General features: G+C 54.8%; 20 protein-coding genes and 3 tRNA genes. 18 read left to right on the forward strand and 5 right to left on the reverse strand.

Translation table 11 applies throughout. The features are described 5' to 3' along the window. Positions 1 to 9 precede the first annotated feature (9 nt). Entirely contained in the window at positions 10 to 909 is a 900-nt protein-coding gene (gene asd / locus WH277_RS24050; protein ID WP_133842565.1) for an archaetidylserine decarboxylase, read from the reverse strand. A 139-nt stretch (positions 910 to 1,048) separates the two neighbouring features. Further along, the gene (rsgA, locus tag WH277_RS24055) at positions 1,049 to 2,107 is read right to left on the reverse strand and encodes a small ribosomal subunit biogenesis GTPase RsgA (RefSeq protein WP_133842564.1); all 1,059 of its coding nucleotides are present in this window, start codon (positions 2,105 to 2,107) and stop codon (positions 1,049 to 1,051) included. A gap of 119 nt (positions 2,108 to 2,226) precedes the next feature. Here rsgA and orn point away from each other — a divergent pair, with 119 nt between their 5' ends. The 4 genes from orn to WH277_RS24075 all read left to right on the forward strand — a co-directional run bounded on the left by orn (position 2,227) and on the right by WH277_RS24075 (position 3,528). After that, complete coding sequence (gene orn / locus WH277_RS24060; RefSeq protein WP_133842744.1) at positions 2,227 to 2,772, forward strand: oligoribonuclease; 546 nt, start codon at positions 2,227 to 2,229, stop codon at positions 2,770 to 2,772. A gap of 196 nt (positions 2,773 to 2,968) precedes the next feature. After that, positions 2,969 to 3,044 (forward strand) — tRNA-Gly (locus WH277_RS24065). A gap of 28 nt (positions 3,045 to 3,072) precedes the next feature. After that, positions 3,073 to 3,148: transfer RNA gene (locus WH277_RS24070), tRNA-Gly, on the forward strand. A gap of 304 nt (positions 3,149 to 3,452) precedes the next feature. Next, a tRNA-Gly gene (locus WH277_RS24075) sits at positions 3,453 to 3,528 on the forward strand. 314 nt (positions 3,529 to 3,842) lie between these two features. On the opposite strand, the gene queG is transcribed toward WH277_RS24075, so the two are convergent. After that, entirely contained in the window at positions 3,843 to 4,982 is a 1,140-nt protein-coding gene (queG, locus tag WH277_RS24080) for a tRNA epoxyqueuosine(34) reductase QueG (RefSeq protein ID WP_159336792.1), read from the reverse strand. Here queG and nnr point away from each other — a divergent pair. From nnr to rlmB, 14 genes are all read left to right on the forward strand, one after another. Further along, complete coding sequence (gene nnr, locus WH277_RS24085) at positions 4,981 to 6,504, forward strand: bifunctional ADP-dependent NAD(P)H-hydrate dehydratase/NAD(P)H-hydrate epimerase (RefSeq protein ID WP_133842562.1); 1,524 nt, start codon at positions 4,981 to 4,983, stop codon at positions 6,502 to 6,504. The genes queG and nnr overlap by 2 nt on opposite strands. Continuing rightward, on the forward strand, positions 6,501 to 6,977 hold the full coding sequence (gene tsaE / locus WH277_RS24090; protein WP_133842561.1) for a tRNA (adenosine(37)-N6)-threonylcarbamoyltransferase complex ATPase subunit type 1 TsaE: 477 nt from the start codon (positions 6,501 to 6,503) through the stop codon (positions 6,975 to 6,977). The genes nnr and tsaE overlap by 4 nt, the downstream gene beginning before the upstream one ends. After that, positions 6,974 to 8,650 carry an N-acetylmuramoyl-L-alanine amidase AmiB gene (gene amiB, locus WH277_RS24095; protein WP_133842560.1) on the forward strand — a complete coding sequence of 559 codons (1,677 nt, stop codon included), beginning with the start codon at positions 6,974 to 6,976 and terminating at the stop codon, positions 8,648 to 8,650. The genes tsaE and amiB overlap by 4 nt, the downstream gene beginning before the upstream one ends. 69 nt (positions 8,651 to 8,719) lie before the next feature. Further along, complete coding sequence (mutL, locus tag WH277_RS24100; RefSeq protein WP_339507237.1) at positions 8,720 to 10,567, forward strand: DNA mismatch repair endonuclease MutL; 1,848 nt, start codon at positions 8,720 to 8,722, stop codon at positions 10,565 to 10,567. Next, positions 10,560 to 11,510: a tRNA (adenosine(37)-N6)-dimethylallyltransferase MiaA gene (gene miaA, locus WH277_RS24105; protein WP_167864323.1), complete on the forward strand. Its 951-nt coding sequence runs from the start codon at positions 10,560 to 10,562 to the stop codon at positions 11,508 to 11,510. The genes mutL and miaA overlap by 8 nt, the downstream gene beginning before the upstream one ends. A gap of 102 nt (positions 11,511 to 11,612) precedes the next feature. Next, complete coding sequence (hfq, locus tag WH277_RS24110; RefSeq protein ID WP_339507239.1) at positions 11,613 to 11,924, forward strand: RNA chaperone Hfq; 312 nt, start codon at positions 11,613 to 11,615, stop codon at positions 11,922 to 11,924. 230 nt (positions 11,925 to 12,154) lie between these two features. Continuing rightward, on the forward strand, positions 12,155 to 13,435 hold the full coding sequence (gene hflX, locus WH277_RS24115; protein WP_133842557.1) for a ribosome rescue GTPase HflX: 1,281 nt from the start codon (positions 12,155 to 12,157) through the stop codon (positions 13,433 to 13,435). Positions 13,436 to 13,503: 68 nt separating this feature from the next. Next, positions 13,504 to 14,754, forward strand: a complete 1,251-nt coding sequence (gene hflK, locus WH277_RS24120) for an FtsH protease activity modulator HflK (protein ID WP_133842556.1) — start codon at positions 13,504 to 13,506, stop codon at positions 14,752 to 14,754. A 3-nt stretch (positions 14,755 to 14,757) separates the two neighbouring features. Further along, positions 14,758 to 15,762, forward strand: a complete 1,005-nt coding sequence (hflC, locus tag WH277_RS24125; RefSeq protein ID WP_133842555.1) for a protease modulator HflC — start codon at positions 14,758 to 14,760, stop codon at positions 15,760 to 15,762. Positions 15,763 to 15,846: 84 nt separating this feature from the next. Next, on the forward strand, positions 15,847 to 16,047 hold the full coding sequence (locus WH277_RS24130; protein WP_133842554.1) for a DUF2065 domain-containing protein: 201 nt from the start codon (positions 15,847 to 15,849) through the stop codon (positions 16,045 to 16,047). Between the two features lie 133 nt (positions 16,048 to 16,180). Further along, positions 16,181 to 17,479: an adenylosuccinate synthase gene (locus tag WH277_RS24135; RefSeq protein ID WP_133842553.1), complete on the forward strand. Its 1,299-nt coding sequence runs from the start codon at positions 16,181 to 16,183 to the stop codon at positions 17,477 to 17,479. A 186-nt stretch (positions 17,480 to 17,665) separates the two neighbouring features. Further along, the gene (nsrR, locus tag WH277_RS24140) at positions 17,666 to 18,109 is read left to right on the forward strand and encodes a nitric oxide-sensing transcriptional repressor NsrR (RefSeq protein ID WP_133842552.1); all 444 of its coding nucleotides are present in this window, start codon (positions 17,666 to 17,668) and stop codon (positions 18,107 to 18,109) included. A gap of 16 nt (positions 18,110 to 18,125) precedes the next feature. Beyond that, the gene (gene rnr / locus WH277_RS24145; RefSeq protein ID WP_133842551.1) at positions 18,126 to 20,570 is read left to right on the forward strand and encodes a ribonuclease R; all 2,445 of its coding nucleotides are present in this window, start codon (positions 18,126 to 18,128) and stop codon (positions 20,568 to 20,570) included. A 95-nt stretch (positions 20,571 to 20,665) separates the two neighbouring features. Continuing rightward, positions 20,666 to 21,403, forward strand: a complete 738-nt coding sequence (gene rlmB / locus WH277_RS24150; protein WP_062745656.1) for a 23S rRNA (guanosine(2251)-2'-O)-methyltransferase RlmB — start codon at positions 20,666 to 20,668, stop codon at positions 21,401 to 21,403. A 46-nt stretch (positions 21,404 to 21,449) separates the two neighbouring features. Here rlmB and bsmA read toward each other — a convergent pair whose 3' ends face one another. Beyond that, a complete protein-coding gene (gene bsmA / locus WH277_RS24155) occupies positions 21,450 to 21,776 on the reverse strand; it encodes a biofilm peroxide resistance protein BsmA (RefSeq protein WP_133842550.1) in 327 nt (108 codons plus the stop codon). 43 nt (positions 21,777 to 21,819) lie between these two features. Next, positions 21,820 to 23,757: a methyl-accepting chemotaxis protein gene (locus WH277_RS24160; protein WP_339507243.1), complete on the reverse strand. Its 1,938-nt coding sequence runs from the start codon at positions 23,755 to 23,757 to the stop codon at positions 21,820 to 21,822. Positions 23,758 to 23,813 lie beyond the last annotated feature (56 nt).

A 23,813-nucleotide genomic window follows, 5' to 3' on the forward strand; every position in this document is an offset into this window, starting at 1 on the left:
GGCAATTCGCTATGGATGGTGGAGGACGTCTTCCGCACTTTCTTTCTGCAGTGCGATGGCCAGCGTGGCGCCAAGACGGGTTTTACTTTCTGCCGCCAGGCTTTCAGCCAGCTTCACTTTGCCTGGTGCGAACAGGTTGATGACGGTAGATCCCAGTTTGAAACGGCCCATTTCCTGGCCTTTCAACAACACGACAGAACCTTCGGCATCGGCACCTGGCCAGCTCCAGCGTTTGATCACACCTTCACGCGGTGGTGTAACGGTGCCGGACCATACGGTTTCAATACTGCCCACGATGGTTGCACCCACCAGAATCTGCGCCATTGGTCCGAATTCAGTATCAAACAGACAGATGACGCGTTCATTACGCGCAAACAGGTTGGGAATGTTCTGCGCGGTCAGTGGGTTCACGGAGTAGAGATCGCCCGGAACGTAGATCATTTCACGCAGGATACCATTACACGGCATATGTACACGGTGGTAGTCACGCGGTGCGAGATACGTGGTGACAAACTCGCCATCACGGAACATATCGGTCATCGCGGCGTTGCCTGCCAGCAGTGCTTCCAGCGAATAGGTATGGCCTTTGGCCTGGAAAATCTGCTCACCTTCAATATGGCCGAGCTGGCTGATAGCACCATCTGCAGGCAGGATCAGCAGGTTCGGGTCCGTTTCAATCGGACGCGCATCGTCACGCAGCGGGCGGACGAAAAAGTCGTTAAAGGTGCGATAGCTGGCGGTATCAGGCTTCTGCGCCTCTTTCATATCCACTTTGTAGTACCAGACAAAAGCATCAATCACTGCTTTGGTCAGCCATCCACCGCGCTTGCTGGCACCCCAGCCGGCCAGTTCAGTCAGGGCTTTTTTAGGCAGTAAGTTATTCAGGCCGAGTTTAATACGATCTAACACGTTAGCCTCCTGGCTCAAATCAGACGGGTATAGCGCTTTAAAATAAAAGGGGGCGGATTGTAGCAGCGCCCGGAGGTTTAGGCTATTGCCTGACTCTCAGGGCGGCTGCAGGTGGTTCACGCCACGCGGGCAGGTGCAATCAGTTTTTGTCCGTGGTGAAGCGACGGGTTTTACCCTGCACTTCAGACATGGTTTCCAGAATCAGGTGATAGTTAACGAAACGCGATTCGTTGATCTCACCTTTATCCACCGCTTCGCGAATCGCGCAGCCGGGATCGTTGTCATGTTTACAGTCACGGAATTTGCATCCACCCAGATAGTCACGGAATTCGACAAATCCTTGCGTGATTTGTTCCGGCTCCAGGTGCCACAAACCAAATTCACGTACACCTGGGGAGTCAATCACATCACCGCCTTGCGGGAAGTGATAGAGACGGGAGGCGGTGGTGGTGTGCTGACCCAGGCCTGAGTTATCTGAGACGTCATTGGTGAGGATCTCAGCATGGCTCAGTTCCAGCCCCAAAAGGGCGTTCAGCAGGCTGGATTTCCCCACGCCAGACTGCCCGGCGAAGATGCTGATACGATCGGTCAGTGCCTGCTCCAGTTCAACCAGCCCCTCTTTACGATGGCTGGATACCATCAGCACGTTGTAGCCAATATGACGATAGATATCCATTTGCTCATCAACAAAGGCACGGCCTTCATCATCCAGCAAATCGGTTTTATTCAGTACCAGCAATGGCTCAACGCCCAGCGTCTCACAGGCCACCAGATAGCGGTCAATGATGTTCAGCGACAGTTCCGGCAAAATAGCCGAGACCACCACAATCTGATTGATGTTGGCCGCAATGGGCTTCACGCCGTCATAGAAATCAGGACGGGTCAGTACCGAGGTACGTTCATGAACGGCTTCAACAATACCTTTAACGGTGGCACCGCCTTCAACGCCTGGACGCCAGCGCACACGGTCACCGGTCACCAGCGAACGAATGGTGCGGCGGATGTTACAACGGTGAACGGAACCATCCGCATCTTCCACATCAGCATGCATACCAAAACGGCTGATCACCACGCCATCGCGAACTTCACCGAACAGATTGTCATCTGGCTCAGGTTTATCAGCACGCTGCTTCAGGCGACGATCGTGGTTGGCACTTACGCGACGTTGCTGACCCTTGGATAGTTTGTTTTTAGTCACTGTTCCTCACACCGGTTTTGCATATTTCGCCCTGACAGGGCAAAAGGACTATCATACACGCTACTTAACCCTGCAGCCCTATACTCTGCATCATTCGAGTATACATTGTGAGACGTACTATGACTGCCAATGCCAACAACCTGATTTGGATTGACCTTGAAATGACCGGGCTGGACCCGGAGCAGGACCGTATTATTGAGATCGCCACACTGGTGACCGATGCCGATCTGAATATCCTGGCGGAAGGGCCGGTACTTGCTGTCCACCAGTCCGATGCCCAACTGGCGTTAATGGACGAGTGGAATGTGCGCACGCACACCAACAGCGGCCTGGTCGAGCGTGTTAAAGCCAGTCAGTACGATGAAGAAGCCGCCGTGCAGGCCACGATTGCGTTCCTGAAAGAGTGGGTGCCCATCAACAGCTCTCCGATCTGTGGCAACAGCATTGGCCAGGATCGCCGCTTCCTGTTCAAATATATGCCGGAACTGGAAGCCTACTTCCACTATCGTTACCTGGATGTCAGCACGCTGAAAGAGCTGGCGCGTCGCTGGAAACCGGAGATCCTGCCAGGATTCAAAAAGCAGGGCACCCACCAGGCAATGGACGATATCCGCGAGTCCGTGGCAGAACTGGCCTATTACCGCGAGCATTTCATTCAGCTGTGATGTTTTAACGATCTGGATGAAAAAGGGGGAAACCCCGATAAATGGCTCAAAAATGCCGATTAAATCAGCGCAATGACGTTTTAATCGGCAGTCGGAAGAAAAAAAACAAAAAATGTTAGTGGCAGGGTTGCGAGGAGAGAGAATTCTCGTATAATGCGCACCCCGTACCGGTGAAGAATTTTCATCGTTACCCAGAGCGGGAATAGCTCAGTTGGTAGAGCACGACCTTGCCAAGGTCGGGGTCGCGAGTTCGAGTCTCGTTTCCCGCTCCAATTTTTAAAGCAGTAAAGCACCACCCAAGCGGGAATAGCTCAGTTGGTAGAGCACGACCTTGCCAAGGTCGGGGTCGCGAGTTCGAGTCTCGTTTCCCGCTCCAAAATTTTGATTGCAGGCAAGATGTATCGTCTGTAACCTGTAGAAAAAGAGCCGAAAGGCTCTTTTTTTATGCCTGAAGATAAGCCATGCCTTTCCTGCAGTGGTCAGCGAATGCCGCCGTGCAGGGTACTTATGTGCAAAAATTGTACAGGCCACGATCGGCATTAAATTTTTTTCACGCAAGTCTTGCCAGCATCAGCAAACGGGTCCATAATAGCGACCTCTCCTCCGGAAGGAAGAGTTAAAAGCTAAAACAATCAAGTAGTTATAAGATATTTAGCGTAGAAATTCAGCAGTACTCCTAAGCGGGAATAGCTCAGTTGGTAGAGCACGACCTTGCCAAGGTCGGGGTCGCGAGTTCGAGTCTCGTTTCCCGCTCCAAATAAAAATCTTTCTCAATTGCCTTCCAAATTATCCACAGCGCTAAGCGCAGTGCGGTAGCCCGTTTTTACATGGGCCAAAAATGTTTTAAACAGACTTATCCACAGCCTATGTTGTTGATCTTCGCGCGCGAAAAAACAGCCGCTAATTAGTTGTTATACGTAACTTGCTGTTTTGTCTATTATTGTGAATATTTCAAATTGTTATCTGGATCACTTGTGCTTCCTGTGACGGTTGAATGACAACGACTTTTTATTTTTATTCACAGCATGTGGAAAAGATTCCGCGTGGGTAATATTCCGTATGTTGTGCAATTAAGCATCACGCGGTAATCCCTTCTCAATGACGCGAACCAGACGTTTTTGCTGGTTGTTCTGAACGTCGACCCTGTTTTCTTCACGTCGTGCTAACTGGCAGCCAATAGCCCAGTCGATATGCTCATCCAGCATGTTGTTTTCGCCCCGTCGTGTTTCCAGCGCCGCCAGATGCTTTTCATCCCAGGGAGCGTTGCCCAGCGCTACCGCAATATTACGCAACCAGCGCAGATGACCAATACGTCGGATAGCCGATCCTTCCGTGATACGCAGAAATTTCGCTTCATCCCAGGCAAAAAGTTCGATCAACGGTGGAGCGTGTAACACCGCTCGCGGGCTAAAATCATCTTCATCGGTGAGCTGACCGTAGCGGTTCCACGGACAGATCAGCTGGCAGTCATCGCAACCATAAATACGATTTCCGATTAATGGACGAAACTCTTCCGGGATCGCGCCTTCTAACTCAATCGTGAGGTAGGAGATACAGCGGCGGGCATCAACGGTATAGGGTTCGACAATCGCACCCGTTGGGCAGGTGGTGATACAGGCCACGCAGCGCCCGCAGTTTTCTTCTACCGGTTGATCTACGGGTAACGGCAGGTCGATCAGTAATTCGCCAAGAAAAAACCACGACCCCGCTTCACGATTAAGGATCAGCGAGTGTTTGCCTGTCCAGCCCAGGCCCGCTTTGGCGGCCAGTGGGCGTTCCAACAGCGGGGCAGAGTCGACAAAGGGCCGGAACTGGGCCTCGCTACAGTGTTCGCGGATCTTATCGCCGAGCTTTTTCAGTCGATTACGTAATACTTTGTGATAATCGCGGCCAAGAGCATAACGGCTGACATAACCGAGGCGCGGATTTTTCAGCGTGCTGGCAAAGGCGGCTTTTGCCGGCAGATAATTCATCCGCACGCTGATCACCCGTAACGTGCCGGGAAGCAGTTCATGGGGACGGGCGCGCATCATGCCATGACGCGCCATCCAGTCCATTTCTCCGTGATATTGTTTATCCAGCCAGGCCTGAAGACGCGGCTCTTCCAGCGTTAAGTCGGTATCACAGATACCCACCTGCTGAAAGCCGAGGTCAAGACCCCACTGTTTAATATCCAGAGCGAGTTGATGGAAATCGAGAGGATGCGACATGAATGACCTGAACCAGCAAAAAGACCCGGTCAGTTTACCCTATTCTGTCTGGCCTGTGGAGGCGATAGCCAGGCTGGAGCGCGAGGGGGCGGACAATCTTGGCATCACCCTGTTCGAATTGATGCAGCGAGCGGGGGAGGCTGCCTTCAGTCTGCTGCGCCAGCAGTGGCCGCATGCGCAACACTGGGTGATTCTGTGCGGACCGGGTAACAACGGCGGTGACGGCTTTGTGGTGGCGCGCCTGGCGCAGGCGGCCGGTGTGGAAGTGGCCCTGATTGCGGTGGAGAGTGACAGCGCGCTGCCGGAGGAAGCTCGTCAGGCACGTGAAAACTGGCTGGCGGCCGGAGGCGTGATCCACGATGTCTCGTTTGCATGGCCAGAAAAGACAGATGTCATTGTTGATGCCCTGCTGGGTACCGGTCTCAATCGCCCTCCTGCTTTTCCCTGTGACCGTCTTATTGAGCAGGCAAACCACCATACTGCGCCGGTTTTCTCTCTGGATATTCCTTCGGGGTTAGTGGCTGCTAACGGGACAGTGCCCGGAGTGGTAATAGATGCCCAACACACGCTGACATTTGTGGGGCTAAAACCAGGTTTGCTAACGGGTAAGGCGCGTGACCATGTCGGTCAGCTACATTGCCACAGTCTGAATCTTGATGCGTGGTTGCAGACCCGGTCTGCGCCCATCGCGCGTTACGATGCTCATCATCTGGCCGCCTGGCTGCCGCCTCGTCGTCCCACCTCGCACAAAGGGGATCACGGGCGACTGCTGGTTATCGGGGGCGATCATGGCACTGCCGGGGCCATTCGAATGACGGCTGAGGCCGCATTACGTTCGGGGTCAGGGCTGGTGCGAGTGCTTACTCACATTGAGAATGTTGGCCCGCTGTTGACTGCACGGCCCGAGCTGATGGTGCAGGAGATGACGGCAGAGACGCTGGATGCAGGCCTGGAATGGGCTGATGTCATTGTGATTGGCCCCGGTCTTGGCCAGGGTGAATGGGGTAAGAAAGCCTTGAAAAAGGTAGAAAATACTCAGAAAACGATGCTTTGGGACGCCGATGCGCTTAACCTGCTGGCAATCAGCCCCGATAAACGTCAAAATCGGGTTATTACGCCGCATCCCGGCGAAGCCGCAAGGCTCTTGAACACTAAAGTTAGCGATATTGAGAGTGACCGCTTACTGGCTGTACGGCGTCTGCAAAAGCGTTATGGTGGCGTTGTGGTACTGAAAGGTGCCGGGACGCTCATCGCCAGCGAGCAGGGCGAACTGGCGATTGCTGATGTCGGCAACGCCGGTATGGCCAGCGGGGGAATGGGAGATGTGTTATCTGGTATCATCGGCAGCCTGGCAGGGCAAAAGCTCTCACTGTACGATGCCGCCTGCGCAGGATGCGTAGTGCACGGAGCGGCGGCAGACGCAGTGGCGCAACGTCGCGGTACACGCGGAATGTTAGCCACCGATTTGTTCTCCGAGCTGTATCTGTTTGTCAATCCTGAGATCTCGAATACTAAAGAATGATGACCTGTGTAATTGCGTTGCCCGATGAGGCAGCAACCCTCGCATTGGGTGCCCGCCTGGCCCGCGCCTGTGATGGCGCGGCGACCCTCTATCTCTATGGCGATCTGGGGGCGGGTAAAACCACTTTCAGCCGCGGATTCTTGCAGGCACTCGGCCATCAGGGCAATGTGAAAAGCCCTACCTACACACTGGTTGAGCCCTATGTCCTGCCGGATCGCCGGGTTTATCATTTCGATCTGTACCGCTTGTCTGACCCGGAAGAACTGGAGTTTATGGGAATTCGTGATTACTTTGGCCCTGACAGCTTGTGTCTGGTCGAATGGCCGCAGCAGGGCGCGGGTGTTCTGCCCGAGCCGGATCTGGAACTGCACCTCAGTTATCAGGGGCATGCGCGCGAAGCCTTATTGCGTGCCTGCTCGCCTGCGGGTGAAGTGATGCTGGCGCGGATGACCGCTGAGCAGGGTGGCGCATGATGTTGCGATTGAAAGCCTGGTGTCTGCTGGCGCTGTTCTGCTGTTCATTTAGCTCACTGGCGGCAAATTTATCGGATATTAAAGTCTCGAACGGCAGTAACCAGGCGGAAGTGACCCTGAGCTTTGCCGGTCAGCCCGTCTATGCCTTTTTCCCGCTGCATAACCCGGACCGGGTGGTGCTGGATATTCGCCAGAGCGGGATTGTTCAAGGGCTGCCGCTGAATTTCAGCGGTGAAAATATTGTCAAACGCATTCGTTCCAGTACGGCGAAAGACAGCCAGAGTATCCGGCTTGTCTTTGAGCTCACCCAGCGTGGGAAAACGCGTGCGGTCACCCAGCGTAACGGCAATAATTACAACGTGGTGTTTACCATTACAGGTACGCAGCCTGCCGCACAAACCGCCAGTCCCAATGCGCCAGTCAGCAGTGTCTCCCGTTCACGTCCAGCCAGTCAGCCTGGGAAAAGCCCGTTTGATGCTAATCCGGTGACGTCGGTCAGCAGCGGCAATCAGGTCGCACGCCCGCGCAGCGCGGCCAGTAGCAACGATACGGTGATTGTGGCGATCGATGCCGGTCACGGTGGTCAGGACCCCGGTGCCATTGGCGGCGGTGGCTTGAAAGAGAAAAACGTCACTATTGCGATTGCGCGTAAGCTGAAAGAGCTGCTCAATGCCGACCCGATGTTTAAAGGGGTGATGACCCGCGACGGCGACTACTTTATCTCCGTGATGGGGCGTTCGGATGTGGCGCGTAAACAGAATGCGAATATGCTGGTTTCTATTCATGCTGACGCCGCACCTAACCGCTCAGCATCCGGGGCATCGGTCTGGGTGCTGTCGAACCGTCGTGCCAATAGTGAAATGGCAGGCTGGCTGGAGCAGCATGAGAAGCAATCAGAACTGTTGGGGGGGGCAGGTGACCTGTTAGCCAACAGCCAGGCCGATCCCTACCTGAGCCAGGCAGTGCTGGACTTACAGTTCGGCCATTCGCAGCGTGTCGGCTACGATGTGGCAGTGAAAGTGATTGCGCAGTTGCAACGCGTAGGCGCACTGCACAAACGCCGGCCGGAACATGCCAGCCTGGGCGTATTGCGCTCGCCGGATATTCCTTCTCTGCTGGTGGAAACCGGCTTTATCAGTAACCCTTCGGAGGAGCGACTGCTTGGCAGTAGCGCTTACCAGCAGAAGATTGCCGAGTCGATTTATAAAGGCCTGCGCAACTACTTCCTGGCGCACCCGCTACAATCGATCCCAAAGGAGGAAAACCGACCGTTGCAAGCCGCAACGGCGGTTGAAGTCGAGGCTAACCCGGCACCAACAGCGACCGAATACACTGGCGCAACGCAGCGCCATGTGGTGAAACGCGGTGAAACGTTATCCGGTATCGCCGCCAGCTACGGTGTCAGCATGTCGACACTGCGCTCCATGAACACCCTGAAAAAAGATGTGGTGTGGGTGGGACAGCGTCTGAAAGTGCCAGCAGGCAGTAAAACGGCCGCCATCGCCAGTGTGGCAAAAAGCAAAAAGCCGGCCCGGCATAAAGTGGTCCGTGGCGATTCGCTGACGGCGATTGCGGCGAAATATGGCGTTAGCCCGCAGGCTATCCAGCAGGCGAATAAGATGAAGTCTCAGAATGTGATGCTTGGCCAGACATTAAAAATTCCGGCGTCATAATCTCGTGCGGGGCATACCTCGCCCCTCCCCAGGGGGCAGGCATGCCTGGCCCTTTTCTAAGGATAAATCATGCCCATTCAGGTATTACCGCCACAACTTGCTAATCAGATTGCCGCTGGTGAAGTCGTTGAACGCCCGGCATCGGTGGTGAAAGAGCTGGTGGAAAATAGTCTGGATGCGGGCGCAACGCGCATTGATATCGATATCGAAAAAGGCGGCGCAAAGCTGATCCGCATTCGTGATAACGGTTGCGGCATTACTAAAGATGAGCTGGCGATGGCACTGGCGCGCCACGCCACCAGTAAGATCACGACGCTGGACGATCTTGAGGCGATTATCAGCCTCGGATTTCGTGGCGAGGCGCTGGCCAGTATCAGCTCGGTGTCGCGTCTGATCCTGACATCGCGAACGGAAGCGCAGAGCGAAGCCTGGCAAGCCTATGCCGAAGGGCGCGATCAGGCGGTGACCGTCAAACCGGCGGCGCACCCGGTAGGCACCACGCTGGAAGTGCTGGATTTGTTCTATAACACCCCGGCGCGCCGCAAATTCATGCGCACCGAAAAAACCGAATTTACCCACATTGATGAAGTGATCCGGCGTATCGCGCTGGCACGCTTTGATGTGGCGATCTCCCTCACCCACAACGGAAAGCTGGTGCGTCAGTATCGCGGCGTCAGTGATAGTACGCAGCGTGAGCGCCGTGTGGCGGCCATCTGCGGCACCGCTTTTATGACTCACGCCCTTGCCATTGAATGGCAGCACGGCGATCTGAGTTTACGCGGTTGGGTGGCTGACCCGGTGGGGTCAAAAGCGCTGACGGAATTACAATATTGCTATGTTAACGGCCGTATGATGCGTGACCGTTTGATCAATCACGCTATCCGTCAGGCCTATCAGGACAAACTGGGGGAGCAGCATCAGCCTGCTTATGTCCTGTATCTGGAAATTGACCCGCATCAGGTGGATGTCAATGTACACCCGGCGAAGCATGAGGTGCGTTTTCATCAGTCGCGCCTGGTGCATGACTTTATTTATCAAGGCGTGGTGAGTGTATTACAGGAAACCGGTGCTGAAACACTGCCTGAAATGTCCTCTGCCTCTGCCGAACGTTGGCAGCCGGAAAACCGCCAGGCGGCAGGGGGGAATCATTTTGCTGAACCTGCGCCGGCGACGCCACCGCGTGCTGCCCCGGCGGGAAATACCGGGAGCGGCGGCAATAGCTGGCAGCGGCAGGAGCCGCAGTATCAGAAACGTGAAGGTGCCGTCTATCAGCAACTATTGAACATCCCGGCACGCAGTGAAGAGCCGCGCCCCGTGGCGGTCGCCGCAAAAGAAGACAAACCGGCACCGTTGAGCGGGCATGTGCACAGCTTTGGGCGAGTGCTGACGGTAGTACGTGAACAGTATGCGCTGGTTGACGGAACATCGGGTGTGGCATTAATCGCGCTGGCAGTGGCAGAGCGCTGGCTGAAACAGACACAGCTGGAGCCCGGTAGCGAGGGGTTGAAACCTCAGCCGCTATTGATTCCGGTCCGATTGAAGCTGGAGAAGGCAGAGCGCGAGGCAGGTAACCGAAATGCTGCCTTATTGAGCGAGATGGGCATTGACCTGCTGTTTGACGCTCATCATGTGATGTTACGCGCCGTGCCTTTACCATTACGCCAACAAAATTTACAAAACTTGATTCCAGAAATGTTAGGGTATCTGGCCCGGCAGCAAGATGCTTCAGCGAGCCAGACAGCGCAGTGGTTAGCGCGCCAGTCGGTTTCTGAACATCAGCACTGGAATCACTCGCAGGCGATTACCTTGCTGGCTGAAGTCGAACGACTTTGCCCGCAGTTAGTGAAGTCGCCACCTTCTGGATTATTGCAATACATCGATATTGAATCGGCGATGAACGCCCTGAAGCATGAGTGAACAATCCATGGCTGGCCTGCCTAAGGCAATATTTTTGATGGGGCCTACGGCCTCCGGTAAAACCTCTCTGGCAATTGCATTGCGTCAGGCGTTACCGGTAGAGCTGATTAGTGTTGATTCAGCGCTGATCTACCGTGGGATGGATATTGGTACCGCCAAGCCATCCGCAGAAGAACTTGCGCTCGCGCCCCATCATTTGCTGGACATACGCGATCCGTCTGAGGCCTATTCGGCCGCAGAATTTCGGCGCGATGCACTGGCCGAAATGGCGGAAATTACCCGGCGGGGAAATATTCCGTTGCTTGTTGGAGGCACCATGCTCTATTACAAGGCGTTACTGGAAGGATTATCGCCGTTGCCCTCGGCCGATCCAGAGGTACGTCAGCGTATTGAGCAGATGGCGAACGAAGAAGGCTGGGAAGCCCTTCATCGCCAGTTATGTGATGTAGATCCCGTTGCTGGAAGTCGTATTCATCCGAATGATCCCCAGAGACTCTCGCGAGCACTGGAAGTTTTTTTTATTTCGGGTAAAACTTTAACGGAACTGACAAAAACGTCGGGCGATCCCCTGCCATATGATGTCTCACAGTTTGCTATCGCACCGGCGAGCCGTGAACTGATTCATCAGCGTATTGAGCAGCGGTATCATCAGATGCTGGCGTCAGGATTTGAAGCGGAAGCTCGGGCGCTTTTTGCCCGAGGTGATTTGCATACGGACATGCCTTCCATTCGTTGTGTTGGTTATCGCCAGATGTGGTCATTTTTATCCGGTGAAATTGATTACGATGACATGGTTTATCGGGGAATTTGCGCAACCCGGCAGTTGGCGAAACGACAGATGACCTGGTTACGCGGCTGGAAGGAAGTTCACTGGCTTGACAGCGAACAGCCCGATGTTGCATACGACAGAGTGTTACAGGTTCTTAGTGCGAAGCCTGGGTGATTGTGTACAATTGGTGCGTTATCTTGCGCAAATTTTTTACGTCGTATTTCGAACCCTATGGTTCTTAAGTTACAAACAACAAGCATATAAGGAAAAGATAGAATGGCTAAGGGGCAATCATTGCAAGATCCGTTCTTGAACGCACTGCGTCGCGAACGTGTTCCGGTTTCGATTTATTTGGTAAATGGCATCAAACTTCAGGGCCAGATCGAGTCGTGTGATCAATTTGTTATTCTTTTGAAAAACACGGTTAGCCAGATGGTGTACAAGCACGCGATCTCTACCGTTGTTCCGTCCCGCCCGGTCTCCCACCATAGCAACAATGCAGGTGGCGGAAGCAGCAACTATCATCATAGCGGAAGTAACCAGGGGGCAGCTTCTCAGCCTCAGCAAGACAGTGATGACGCTGAATAAGTAGCGTGGCTGTCCCTCCAAGACGGGGAGTCTTTTGATCGCGGTTCCCCGTCCTGGCAATATTTTTATGGCAACGAATCTAACGCCTGGCTTCCTTATTGCGCTTAAGACATTAAGTGAATCCATGCAAAAAACGCCGTTTAGTGAGCTGAACGCGCATTTTGAATCTGGTTTTGACGCAGTATGGCCAACGCGCAGCAGGTTTAACAAAGTATCGAGAGGTTTTCAGTTTGTTTGACCGTTATGATGCCGGTGAGCAGGCCGTACTGGTGCACATCTATTTCTCGCAAGACAGAGATACAGAAGATTTACAGGAGTTTGAAACTCTGGTGTCTTCTGCTGGCGTAGAAGCGCTGCGTGTCGTTACAGGCAGCCGCAAGGCGCCACACCCCAAATATTTTGTCGGTGAAGGAAAGGCTGTAGAAATTGCCGATGCGGTAAAAGAGAGCGGTGCCTCCGTGGTGCTGTTCGATCACGCCTTGAGTCCGGCACAGGAGCGAAACCTGGAAGCCCTGTGTGAGTGCCGCGTCATTGACCGCACCGGACTGATCCTGGATATCTTCGCCCAACGCGCCCGAACCCATGAAGGTAAATTGCAGGTTGAGCTGGCGCAGCTGCGTCACCTTGCCACGCGACTGGTTCGCGGTTGGACGCACCTTGAACGCCAGAAAGGCGGTATTGGTCTACGCGGCCCGGGTGAAACCCAGTTAGAAACCGACCGTCGTTTACTGCGTAACCGTATTACGCTGATTCTTTCCCGTCTTGAACGCGTCTCTAAGCAGCGCGAGCAGGGCAGGCAGGCCCGTAACAAGGCCGATGTCCCAACCGTTTCGCTGGTGGGATACACCAACGCCGGTAAGTCCACATTATTCAATCGCCTGACCACCTCCGAGGTGTATGTGGCTGACCAACTGTTTGCCACCCTCGACCCGACGTTACGTCGTGTTGATGTGGTTGATGTGGGCGAAGTGGTACTGGCCGATACCGTGGGTTTTATTCGCCATCTGCCCCATGATCTGGTGGCGGCGTTTAAAGCCACGTTGCAGGAAACTCGTGAGGCGACGCTGTTGCTGCACGTGATTGATGCAGCGGATGCCCGGCTTGATGACAACATCGAAGCGGTCAACGTGGTGTTGGAAGAAATTGAATCCGATGAAATCCCCAGCCTGCTGGTGATGAATAAAATCGATATGCTGGATGATTTTGTTCCGCGTATCGACCGTGATGAAGAAAACCTGCCCATCCGTGTCTGGCTTTCAGCCCAGACGGGGGAAGGAATTCCACTGTTATTCCAGGCGCTGACTGAGCGCCTGGCCGGTGAAATCGCGCAGTATGATTTACGCCTGCCGCCAGCAGCTGGGCGGTTACGTAGCCGCTTTTACCAGTTGCAGGCGATAGAGAAAGAGTGGAATGAAGACGATGGTAGCGTAGGGTTACATGTGCGCATGCCAATCGTTGACTGGCGTCGCCTGTGTAAACAGGAACCCTCGCTGGTCGATTATATTGTTTAACTGATGTTGCCTGACACGTGTATCCCGGCCTGGGATACCACCGCACACACAATTAATGGAGTATAAACATGGCGTGGAATCAGCCCGGGAATAACGGACAGGACCGCGACCCGTGGGGAAGCAGCAATAACCAAGGCGGCAACTCTGGGGGAAATAAAGGAGGGCGCGATAAGGGGCCTCCTGATTTAGATGATATCTTCCGTAAGCTGAGCAATAAGCTCGGTGGCCTGGGCGGTGGTAAAAAAGGCGGTGACGGCAACGGCAGTGGCCAGCGCAAACCCGGCAATGCCGGACGTCTGGTCGGTATCGTGGCGGTAGCCGCAGTGGTTATCTGGGCTGCCAGCGGCTTCTATACCATCAAAGAGGCCGAGCGCGGCGTGGTAACACGCTTCGGGAAGTTCAGTCATCTGGTCGAGCCGGGTCTGAACTGGAAACCGACCTTCGTTGATCAGGTGCGTGCGGTGAACGTGGAGGCGGTGCGTGAGCTGTCGGCTTCCGGCACCATGCTGACCTCTGATGAAAACGTTGTGCGCGTTGAGATGAACGTGCAGTACCGCGTGACCAACCCGGAACGTTATCTGTTTGCTGTGACCAGCGCTGATGACAGCCTGCGTCAGGCAACCGACAGCGCCCTGCGTGGCGTTATCGGTCGTTCAACCATGGACCGTATTCTGACCGAAGGCCGTACCGTGGTGCGTAGCGAAACCCAGCGTGAGCTGGAAGAAACTGTGCGTCCGTACGATATGGGTATTACCCTTCTGGACGTCAACTTCCAGACAGCGCGTCCGCCGGAAGATGTGAAAGCCTCCTTCGATGATGCGATTGCTGCACGTGAAAACCGTGAGCAGGCTGTTCGTGAAGCGGAAGCTTACGCTAATGACAAACTGCCACGTGCACGTGGTGATGCACAGGGGATTCTGGAACAGGCTCGTGCCTACAAATCTCGTGTCACACTGGAAGCGCAGGGTGAAGTCGACAGCTTCGCGCGTATTCTGCCGGAGTACAAAGCGGCACCGCAGATTACCCGTGAACGTCTGTATATCGAAACCATGGAGCGCGTGCTGGGCCATACCCGCAAGGTGCTGGTTAACGATAAAGGCAGCAATCTGATGGTATTGCCACTGGATCAGCTGATGCGTGGCCAGGGCGGTGCATCTGCCAGTGGTCAGGATGGAAGCGGCGGTCTGCTGCGTCTGCCACCGGCATCAGGCAGTAACGAGCGCGCCAGCGGCAGTTCGTCGTTCAGTCCGGACGACATTATGGATCAGCGCCGGGTGAATGCTCAGCGTAACGATACCCAGCGCGAAGGGAGAGAGTAAGCGATGCGTAAGCCATTAATCGTACTATTGATTGTTGTGCTGGTGGTGCTGTACGCGTCACTGTTTGTTGTGCAGGAAGGCCAGCGTGGCATTGTGATGCGCTTCGGTAAAGTACTGCGCGATTCTGAAAATAAACCTCTGGTCTACGCGCCAGGCCTGCACTTCAAGATCCCGTTCCTGGAATCTGTGAAGTCACTTGATGCGCGTATTCAGACGATGGACAACCAGGCCGATCGCTTCGTCACTAAAGAGAAGAAAGACCTGATCGTTGATTCCTACATCAAATGGCGTGTCAGCGACTTTAGCCGTTACTACCTCGCCACCGGCGGTGGTGATGTCTCTCAGGCCGAAGTGCTGCTGAAACGTAAGTTCAGTGACCGTCTGCGTTCTGAGATTGGTCGTCTGGATGTCAAAGACATCGTGACTGACTCTCGTGGCCGTCTGACGACTGATGTACGTGATGCGCTGAACACCGGTAGTGCAGGCCAGGATGATGAAGTGGCAACGCCAGCCGCCGATGATGCGATTGCATCTGTAGCGAAACGCGTTGAAAGCGAGACGAACAGCAACGAACCGGCTATCAACCCGAACAGTATGGCGGCGTTGGGTATCCAGGTGGTTGATGTGCGCATCAAGCAGATTAACCTGCCAACGGAAGTGTCTGACGCTATCTATGCACGTATGCGTGCCGAGCGTGAATCTGTTGCCCGTAGCCAGCGTGCTCAGGGTGCAGAAGAAGCCGCGAAGGTCAGAGCTCAGGCAGATTATGAAGTGGAACGTACACTGGCTGAAGCGCGTCGTCAGGCTCTGATTACTCAGGGTGAAGGTGATGCGGAAGTGGCGAAACTGTTTGCTGATTCGTTCAGCCAGGATCCTGACTTCTATGCCTTTATCCGTAGCCTGCGTGCTTACGAAAACAGCTTCAAGAGCAATCAGGATGTCATGGTGCTCAGTCCGGATAGCGACTTCTTCCGCTTTATGAAGAGCCCGTCTACCACGACGCGCTAATCCGCTGATAGTGCACTCTAAGGGCCGGAAATTCCGGCCCTTTTTTTATGTTTCTTTTAATGGCAAAGACAGTGAGTGAATAACATGAACGCAACAGTGTGGATGGCGCTGGGGTTAGTGCTGGTATTTGAGGGATTAGGCCCGATGCTGTATCCGCGCCTCTGGCGGCGGATGATCATCACCATGGCGCGGATGCCGGATGGCCTGCTACGGCGAGTCGGGGGTGGTCTGGTGGTTGCCGGTGCGGTGATCTACTACATGGTGAGCCGGGGTAATGGTGGTTAAGTGTGTCGCGTACTGTAATCCCGCCGCACAAAGTGCTAACTGGTAAAAAAGTACGCAATCGTATGCTAAAACTGCTGAAAGAGGGAAATGACGATGGTAGAATCCTTTTTTAAGCAATCGGTGATTTTGAAAAATGGGTAAGAACGTCGTCGTACTGGGCACCCAATGGGGTGACGAAGGTAAAGGTAAGATAGTTGACCTCCTGACAGAACGTGCAAAATACGTTGTGCGCTACCAGGGAGGCCATAACGCTGGCCATACGCTAGTCATCAACGGTGAGAAAACCGTCCTCCACTTAATTCCATCTGGCATCCTGCGTGAGAACGTCACCAGCATCATCGGCAACGGTGTTGTGCTGTCTCCTGCTGCGCTGATGAAAGAGATGAAAGGTCTGGAAGATCGCGGCTTCCCGGTACGCGAGCGTCTGTTCATTTCTGAAGCCTGCCCACTGATCCTTGAGTATCATGTGGCGCTGGACGTTGCTCGCGAAAAAGCGCGCGGCGCGAAAGCCATCGGCACCACCGGTCGTGGTATCGGCCCGGCTTATGAAGATAAAGTGGCTCGCCGTGGTCTGCGTGTTGGCGACCTCTTCAACAAAGAAACCTTCGCTGCAAAGCTGAAAGAAGTCATGGAATTCCATAACTTCCAGCTGGTGAACTACTACAAAGTTGAAGCGGTAGACTACGACAAAGTGCTGGCGGATACCCTGGCGATTGCCGATATCCTGACTGGCATGGTGGTTGACGTTTCCGAACTGCTGGACGGTGCGCGTAAGCGTGGCGATCTGATCATGTTCGAAGGCGCGCAGGGCACACTGCTGGATATCGACCACGGTACTTATCCGTATGTAACCTCGTCTAACACCACCGCAGGTGGCGTAGCAACGGGTTCAGGCATTGGTCCACGTTACGTTGACTATGTGCTGGGTATCGTGAAAGCGTACTCCACTCGTGTGGGTGCTGGCCCGTTCCCGACTGAACTGTTTGACGAAACCGGCGAGTTCCTGTGCAAGCAGGGGAACGAGTTCGGTGCCACAACGGGGCGTCGTCGTCGTACTGGCTGGCTGGATGCGGTTGCCGTGCGCCGTGCGGTTCAGATCAACTCCCTTTCTGGCTTCTGCATGACCAAACTGGACGTGCTGGATGGCCTGAAAGAAGTGAAAATCTGTGTTGCTTACCGTATGCCAGATGGCCGCGAAGTCACTACCACCCCGCTGGCAGCAGAGGGTTGGGAAGGCATTGAGCCCATCTATGAAACCATGCCAGGCTGGTCGGAGACGACGTTTGGTGTGAAAACGCTGGAAGGTCTGCCGCAGGCAGCGCTTGACTACATCAAGCGCGTTGAAGACGTAACCGGAGTGCCGATTGATATTATTTCTACCGGCCCGGATCGTAGCGAAACCATGATTCTGCGCGACCCGTTTGACGCATAATTCCGTTTCAGGCCGGGCATTGCCCGGCCAGCTTTTATTTAGTACCGGTTTCCTGCCGTTCCCTTCTGCCGTTCTCACCTTAAATAAAATGGCCCGGCTAGCCGTGGCTGGTTTATTATCATTGTTAACCATACAAATTCTTGAGCGGATCACAACTTCATATGCGGTTGTATCTCTGAGGTTACCGTGCAGCTAACCAGTTTCACCGATTACGGTTTACGTGCGCTGATCTATCTCGCTTCGCTACCCGCAGGCCAGATGACCAGTATCAGTGAGGTGACTGACACCTACGGTGTGTCACGTAATCATATGGTCAAAATTATCAATCACCTTAGTCGTGCCGGGTACATTGCAGCAGTGCGTGGCAAAAATGGCGGTATCCGTTTGGGTAAACCCGCCGAAGATATTGTGATTGGTCAGGTGGTACGCGCGCTGGAACCCCTGCAGTTGGTGAACTGTCACAGTGACTTTTGTCACATCACCTCAGCCTGCCGCCTGAAAAAAGCGCTGCATGATGCCGTACAGAGTTTTCTGCACGAGCTTGATCAATACACCCTGGCCGACCTGGTTGAAAACAACAATCCGCTCTACCAAATTTTGCTGAGTGAAAGACCTTCACTGAGCAGCTGACAACGGAGGAACCTCGATGTCACACGATCCCTTTCAGGAACGAGAAGCTGAAAAGTACGAAAACCCTATTCCAAGCCGCGAGTTCATTCTTGCCCACCTGGACAAACGTGAAAAACCGGCCAGCCGTGAAGAGCTGGCAGAAGAATTAGCGATAAGCGGAGAAGAGCAGACTGAAGCGCTGCGTCGCCGCCTGCGCGCCATGGAGCGTGACGGGCAGTTAGTGTTTACCCGCCGCCAGTGCTACGCGCTGCCGGAACGCCTGGACCTGTTAAAAGGTAAAGTCATCGGTCACCGCGATGGCTTCGGCTTCTTACGCATTGAAGGCAGCAAAGATGACCTTTATCTCTCTGCCGAACAGATGAAAATGTGCATGCACGGGGACATGATCCTCGCGCAGGCCATGGGCGCTGACCGTAAAGGTCGCCGCGAAGCACGCGTGGTTCGCGTGGTTGAACCGCGTAACGCCCAAATTGTTGGCCGCTACTTCACTGACTCCGGTGTAGGTTTTGTGGTGCCGGATGACAGCCGTCTGAGCTTCGACATCCTGATCCCGGCTGAAGAGCTGATGGGTGCTCGCATGGGCTTTGTGGTGGTGGTGGAGCTGACTCAGCGTCCCACCCGTCGTAGCAAAGCCGTGGGTAAAGTGGTTGAAGTGCTCGGCGACAATATGGGCACCAGCATGGCCGTCGATATGGCGCTGCGCACCCATGATATTCCGCATGAATGGCCTGAAGCGCTGGAAAAACAGATTGCTCATCTGAGCGAAGAAGTGCCGGAAGATGCCAAACAGGGCCGCGTTGATCTGCGCGATCTGCCGCTGGTGACCATCGATGGCGAAGACGCACGTGACTTTGATGACGCCGTTTTCTGTGAACGTAAACGCGGCGGCGGCTGGCGTCTGTGGGTAGCGATCGCCGACGTGAGCTACTACGTGCGTCCTGGCACCCCGCTGGACGATGAAGCGGTTAACCGTGGTACTTCGGTGTACTTCCCGTCTCAGGTGGTGCCAATGCTGCCGGAAGTGCTGTCCAACGGCCTGTGTTCCCTGAACCCGGAAGTGGACCGTCTGTGTATGGTGTGCGAGATGACCATCTCCTCCACCGGTAAGCTGACCGGCTATAAGCACTACGAAGCGGTGATGAACTCCTTCGCGCGTCTGACGTACAACAAAGTGTGGAACATCCTCCAGGGGCATCAGGAACTGCGCCAGCAGTATGAGCCGCTGGTAAAAGACCTTGAAGAGCTGCACCGCATGTACCTGGCGCTGGAAAAATCGCGTGAACAGCGTGGCGGTATCTCGTTTGAAACCGATGAAGCGAAATTTATCTTCAATGCCGATCGTCGTATTGAACGCGTGGAGCAGGTTTCTCGTAACGATGCGCACAAGCTGATTGAAGAGTGCATGATCTTAGCGAACATTGCCTCGGCGCGTTACGTTGAGAAAAACAACGAGCCAGCGCTGTTCCGCGATCACGACCGTCCAGGCGATGAAAGCATCAAGAGCTTCCGCTCCGTGCTGAATGAACTGGGCCTGACGCTGCCGGGTGGCGATAAGCCGCAGCCGGTCGATTACTCAGCGCTGCTGAGTCAGATCGCAGGTCGTCAGGATCACGAGATGCTGCAAACCATGCTGCTGCGTTCGATGAAGCAGGCGGTTTATGACCCGGAAAACCGTGGCCACTTTGGCCTGGCGCTGGCGTCCTATGCGCACTTTACGTCGCCTATTCGTCGTTACCCTGATCTGCTGTTACACCGTGCCATCAAGTATCTGCTGGCGAAAGAAGCAGGCACCTTGCAGGGCAATACCACCCCAACGGGCGGATTCCACTACGAGATGCCGCAGATGCTGCAACTGGGCCAGCACTGTTCGCTGACAGAGCGCCGCGCGGATGAAGCGACCCGTGATGTTGCGGACTGGCTGAAGTGTGACTTTATGCAGGATCAGGTCGGGGAAACCTTTACTGGCGTGATCTCCAGCGTGACCGGTTTTGGCTTCTTTGTACGTCTGACTGACCTGTTTATCGACGGTCTGGTTCATGTGTCTACCCTGGATAATGACTACTATCGCTTTGATGCGATAGGTCAGCGTCTGATCGGTGAATCCGGCGGCCGTACCTATCGCCTCGGCGACACGGTAGAAGTGCGTGTTGATGCGGTGCATATGGACGAACGTAAGATCGACTTCGCCCTGATCTCAAGCAGCCGTAAACCGCGTGGCGAAGGGAAAACCGAACGCGAACGCGAAAAACGTGCGGCACCGAAGAACAGCGGCAACCGCCGTCGTGCACCGCGCAAAGGGGCCAACTTTGAGCCGGACAGCGCTTTCCGTCCGGCCAAAGCCGCTGACGGTGCTGCTCCCGCCGCCGCGAAAGAGAAAAAACCGCGTAAGCCATCGGATAAAACCCGTAAAATCGGTGCTGCCACTCGTGCGAAGCGGGCGAAGAAAACCGACGGCGCATAACCGCATCCGGGCGACGCGTGCGTCGCCCCTACAGCGTAGGGGTCAGGCATGCCTGACCCGCACACGCGCAAATAACGAACTACTGAGTCAATGAAATGAGTGAAATTGTTTTTGGTATCCACGCCGTACAGGCGCTGCTCGACAGCGATCCACAGCGTTTCCAGGAAGTGTTTATCCTGAAAGGGCGTGACGATCGCCGGTTGCAGACGCTGGTTAAAGCGCTGGAAGCGCAGGGCATCGTTATTCAGGTCGCGAGCAAGCAGGTACTGGATAGCAAATCAGAAGGCGCTGTTCACCAAGGGATCATTGCCCGTGTGAAACCAGGGCGTCAATATCAGGAAGGCGATCTGCCGGATCTGCTGGCCAGTCTGGACAGTCCGTTCCTGCTGATCCTTGATGGCGTGACCGACCCGCATAACCTCGGCGCCTGCATGCGCAGCGCGGATGCAGCAGGTGTGCATGCGATCATTCTGCCAAAAGACCGTTCAGCCCAGCTGAATGCCACGGCGAAAAAAGTCGCCAGCGGCGCGGCAGAACATATCCCGCTGATCCGAGTCACCAACCTGGCGCGCACCATGCGTGTGTTGCAGGAAGCAAATGTGTGGATTGTGGGCACCGCAGGTGAAGCTGACCATACGCTGTACCAGAGCAAAATGACCGGCCCAATGGCGCTGGTGATGGGTGCAGAAGGGGAAGGCATGCGTCGTCTGACGCGTGAGCACTGTGATGAGTTGATTAGCATTCCGATGGCGGGCAGCGTCTCTTCGCTCAACGTCTCGGTTGCCACGGGTGTTTGCCTGTTTGAAGCGGTGCGTCAGCGCAGCGCGAAATAACTGTCCGGGGCGTGTTCGCGCCCCGATATTCTCTGATATTCCCCGATTACTTCACGCCACTGTCAGTTATACCTGCCCCATAGAAAATCGCACTGGCGTACCACAGACCCGGTGCCACCGTCTCATTGACCAGCAGCACTTGATAGTAACGTGCGCCGGCGGCATTGGCTTTCGCTGCCAGTGCCCGCACGGCATCATCCGGCGATCCCCGCACGGTCACGCTGGCACTACCGAGGCGTGGCAAAGCGGCACTTTGCGCACGGTTGATCTCTACCGCCTGTGCGCCAGGCGGCGGGGGAGGCTGCGGCGTACTTTTCAGCACGCTACAGCCGCTTAACAACAGGGCAAACAGCAAAGCGGTTATCAGACGCATCGTCATCATCTCAACAAGATACCGACAATCAGTGTACGCCAGTTTATGACTTGACGTTAAACACCTGTACCAGTTCGTTAAGGTGATGTCCCTTACGGCTAAGCTCCTGCGCGGTCTGCTCAGAATGTATCACCAGTTCGCTGTTCTGATGCGTGGCCTGACCAATCTGTGCCATCGCAATATTAACATGACCGATGCCAGTCGATTGCTCGTGTGAGGCCACGTTAATCTCACTCATTAATGCCTTCACCTGATCAATGCGCCCGGTAATGTTATCCATCGCCTGGCGGGTTTGTTCAGACAGGTCGTGCCCCTGCACCACTTTACGCAATGAGTCGGCAATCAGATGGTCAATCTCTTTGGCCGCATGTGCACTGCGTTGTGCCAATGCCCGTACTTCGGCAGCGACCACCGCGAAGCCTTTCCCGTTTTCTCCGGCACGCGCCGCTTCTACCGCTGCATTCAGGGCGATAATATTGGTCTGGAAAGCAATCGACTCGATCACCTGGGTGATATCTGCAATGCCCTGTGATGCCGTCTTGATATCGGACATGGTGACTACCGACTGGCCAACGGTGGCTGAGCCTTTGCTAACTGCCTCGGCTGCTTCACCAACCAGGCGCAGTGCCTGAGTGACATTCCCGGCGTTCTGTTCCACCGTGGCGCCAAGCTGCTCCATACTCGCGGACGTTTCCTCAACGCTGCTGGCCTGGCGGGTAATCTGCTCGCTGATGTTACTGCTGCTGGTCACAATAGCTTCGGTTCCGCTGGCGATCTCATCGGCAGCGTGACGTACCTGAGCGACAACGCGCTCCAGCCCGTCGCCGATGCCGTTAATCGCCACGATCAACTGTCCCACTTCGTCCTGGCGGCGGGTGCTCAATGTCGCCAGTAAATTACCGGCCGCATACTCTCGCGCCAGTGTGATCACCTGTTGGAGTGGCTGGCTCAGCCAGCGGCGAGTGATCCAGACGAACAGCACGGCAAACAGCCCCACCAATGCGGCACCGATCAGCAGAAACAGATTCCGTGTCTGTTGAACAGGTGCCAGCAGGCTGGCCTTGTCAACGTCACCTACCACGACCCAATTCCACTCCGGTAAATATTGCCAGGCGAGGATTCGCTCCTTCCCGTTATCGTCAGTGGTTTCCAGTGTTCCTCGAGGCTGGCTTAACAGCTGCTGCCGGGCCTCCTGCGGCAGATCCGGCATTTTACCTTCAAGGGAAGAGTGGAACAGATAGTGGCCATTCAGTTTCCCCGGTGCACGGTTTAGCACGTAAAAAAATCCACTGTCGCCGAGATGCTTCGCCAGCACTTTTTGGCGGATGACTGCATACTGTTTCGTGATATCCACACCGACAAACAGGATGGCAATCACCCGGCCAGCGTCATCACGTACCGGCTGGTACTGGGTGATGTAGCGCTTGCCAAACAGCAGGGCGACACCGCGAAAAATCTCGCCTTTCTGTATCGGTTGCCAGGCGGGGCTGCTATGGTCAAGCCGGGTGCCGATAGCACGTTCACCATCCTCTTTACGCAAGGAGGTGGAGATGCGGATAAATTCGTCGTCCTGGGTACGGACGAAAATGGTGGCGATGGCACCAGTACGTTCCTGGAAATCATCCACCAGTACCTGATCAAGGTTCAGGGTGCGCAGCCCGGCACGCAGAGTGGGTGTCTGCTGTTCACCGACTGCGATGTGCTGTGATTCATCCAGCGAAAAGCGCTTCGGCAGGAAGCTCTGGAATAATCCGGTGTAGTTGCTGACTTCTTCAGCCAGGGTGGTGTTAAACATGCTGGCCATATCGCCGATGCCATCCACCTGGTTATCCATATCGGCCAGTGTCAGGGTATGGACTTGTTTTGCTGCATTGTGGCTCAGGGTCAGGGTTAAAATAATAAACAGCACTGCCACGGTCAGCGAGGTCAGTACCGAAAGTTTTACGCCCAGACTCCATGTCTTGAGAGAGAGACGTTTCATCGTTATGCCTTAAATCGTTAGGGTCTTACACGAGTTAACGGCAGGGGATGGGTAAA

Source organism: Erwinia sp. MYb416 (genome assembly GCF_037479575.1).
Lineage (GTDB): Bacteria > Pseudomonadota > Gammaproteobacteria > Enterobacterales > Enterobacteriaceae > Erwinia > Erwinia rhapontici.

Bases quoted from the DNA above. Each gene is read 5' to 3' on its own strand.
- orn (WP_133842744.1), top strand. From the start codon at position 2,227: ATGACTGCCAATGCCAACAACCTGATTTGGATTGACCTTGAAATGACC.
- nnr (WP_133842562.1), top strand. From the start codon at position 4,981: ATGAATGACCTGAACCAGCAAAAAGACCCGGTCAGTTTACCCTATTCT.
- queG (WP_159336792.1), bottom strand. From the start codon at position 4,982: ATGTCGCATCCTCTCGATTTCCATCAACTCGCTCTGGATATTAAACAG.
- tsaE (WP_133842561.1), top strand. From the start codon at position 6,501: ATGATGACCTGTGTAATTGCGTTGCCCGATGAGGCAGCAACCCTCGCA.
- amiB (WP_133842560.1), top strand. From the start codon at position 6,974: ATGATGTTGCGATTGAAAGCCTGGTGTCTGCTGGCGCTGTTCTGCTGT.
- mutL (WP_339507237.1), top strand. From the start codon at position 8,720: ATGCCCATTCAGGTATTACCGCCACAACTTGCTAATCAGATTGCCGCT.
- miaA (WP_167864323.1), top strand. From the start codon at position 10,560: ATGAGTGAACAATCCATGGCTGGCCTGCCTAAGGCAATATTTTTGATG.
- hfq (WP_339507239.1), top strand. From the start codon at position 11,613: ATGGCTAAGGGGCAATCATTGCAAGATCCGTTCTTGAACGCACTGCGT.
- hflK (WP_133842556.1), top strand. From the start codon at position 13,504: ATGGCGTGGAATCAGCCCGGGAATAACGGACAGGACCGCGACCCGTGG.
- hflC (WP_133842555.1), top strand. From the start codon at position 14,758: ATGCGTAAGCCATTAATCGTACTATTGATTGTTGTGCTGGTGGTGCTG.
- WH277_RS24130 (WP_133842554.1), top strand. From the start codon at position 15,847: ATGAACGCAACAGTGTGGATGGCGCTGGGGTTAGTGCTGGTATTTGAG.
- WH277_RS24135 (WP_133842553.1), top strand. From the start codon at position 16,181: ATGGGTAAGAACGTCGTCGTACTGGGCACCCAATGGGGTGACGAAGGT.
- rnr (WP_133842551.1), top strand. From the start codon at position 18,126: ATGTCACACGATCCCTTTCAGGAACGAGAAGCTGAAAAGTACGAAAAC.
- rlmB (WP_062745656.1), top strand. From the start codon at position 20,666: ATGAGTGAAATTGTTTTTGGTATCCACGCCGTACAGGCGCTGCTCGAC.
- bsmA (WP_133842550.1), bottom strand. From the start codon at position 21,776: ATGCGTCTGATAACCGCTTTGCTGTTTGCCCTGTTGTTAAGCGGCTGT.
- WH277_RS24160 (WP_339507243.1), bottom strand. From the start codon at position 23,757: ATGAAACGTCTCTCTCTCAAGACATGGAGTCTGGGCGTAAAACTTTCG.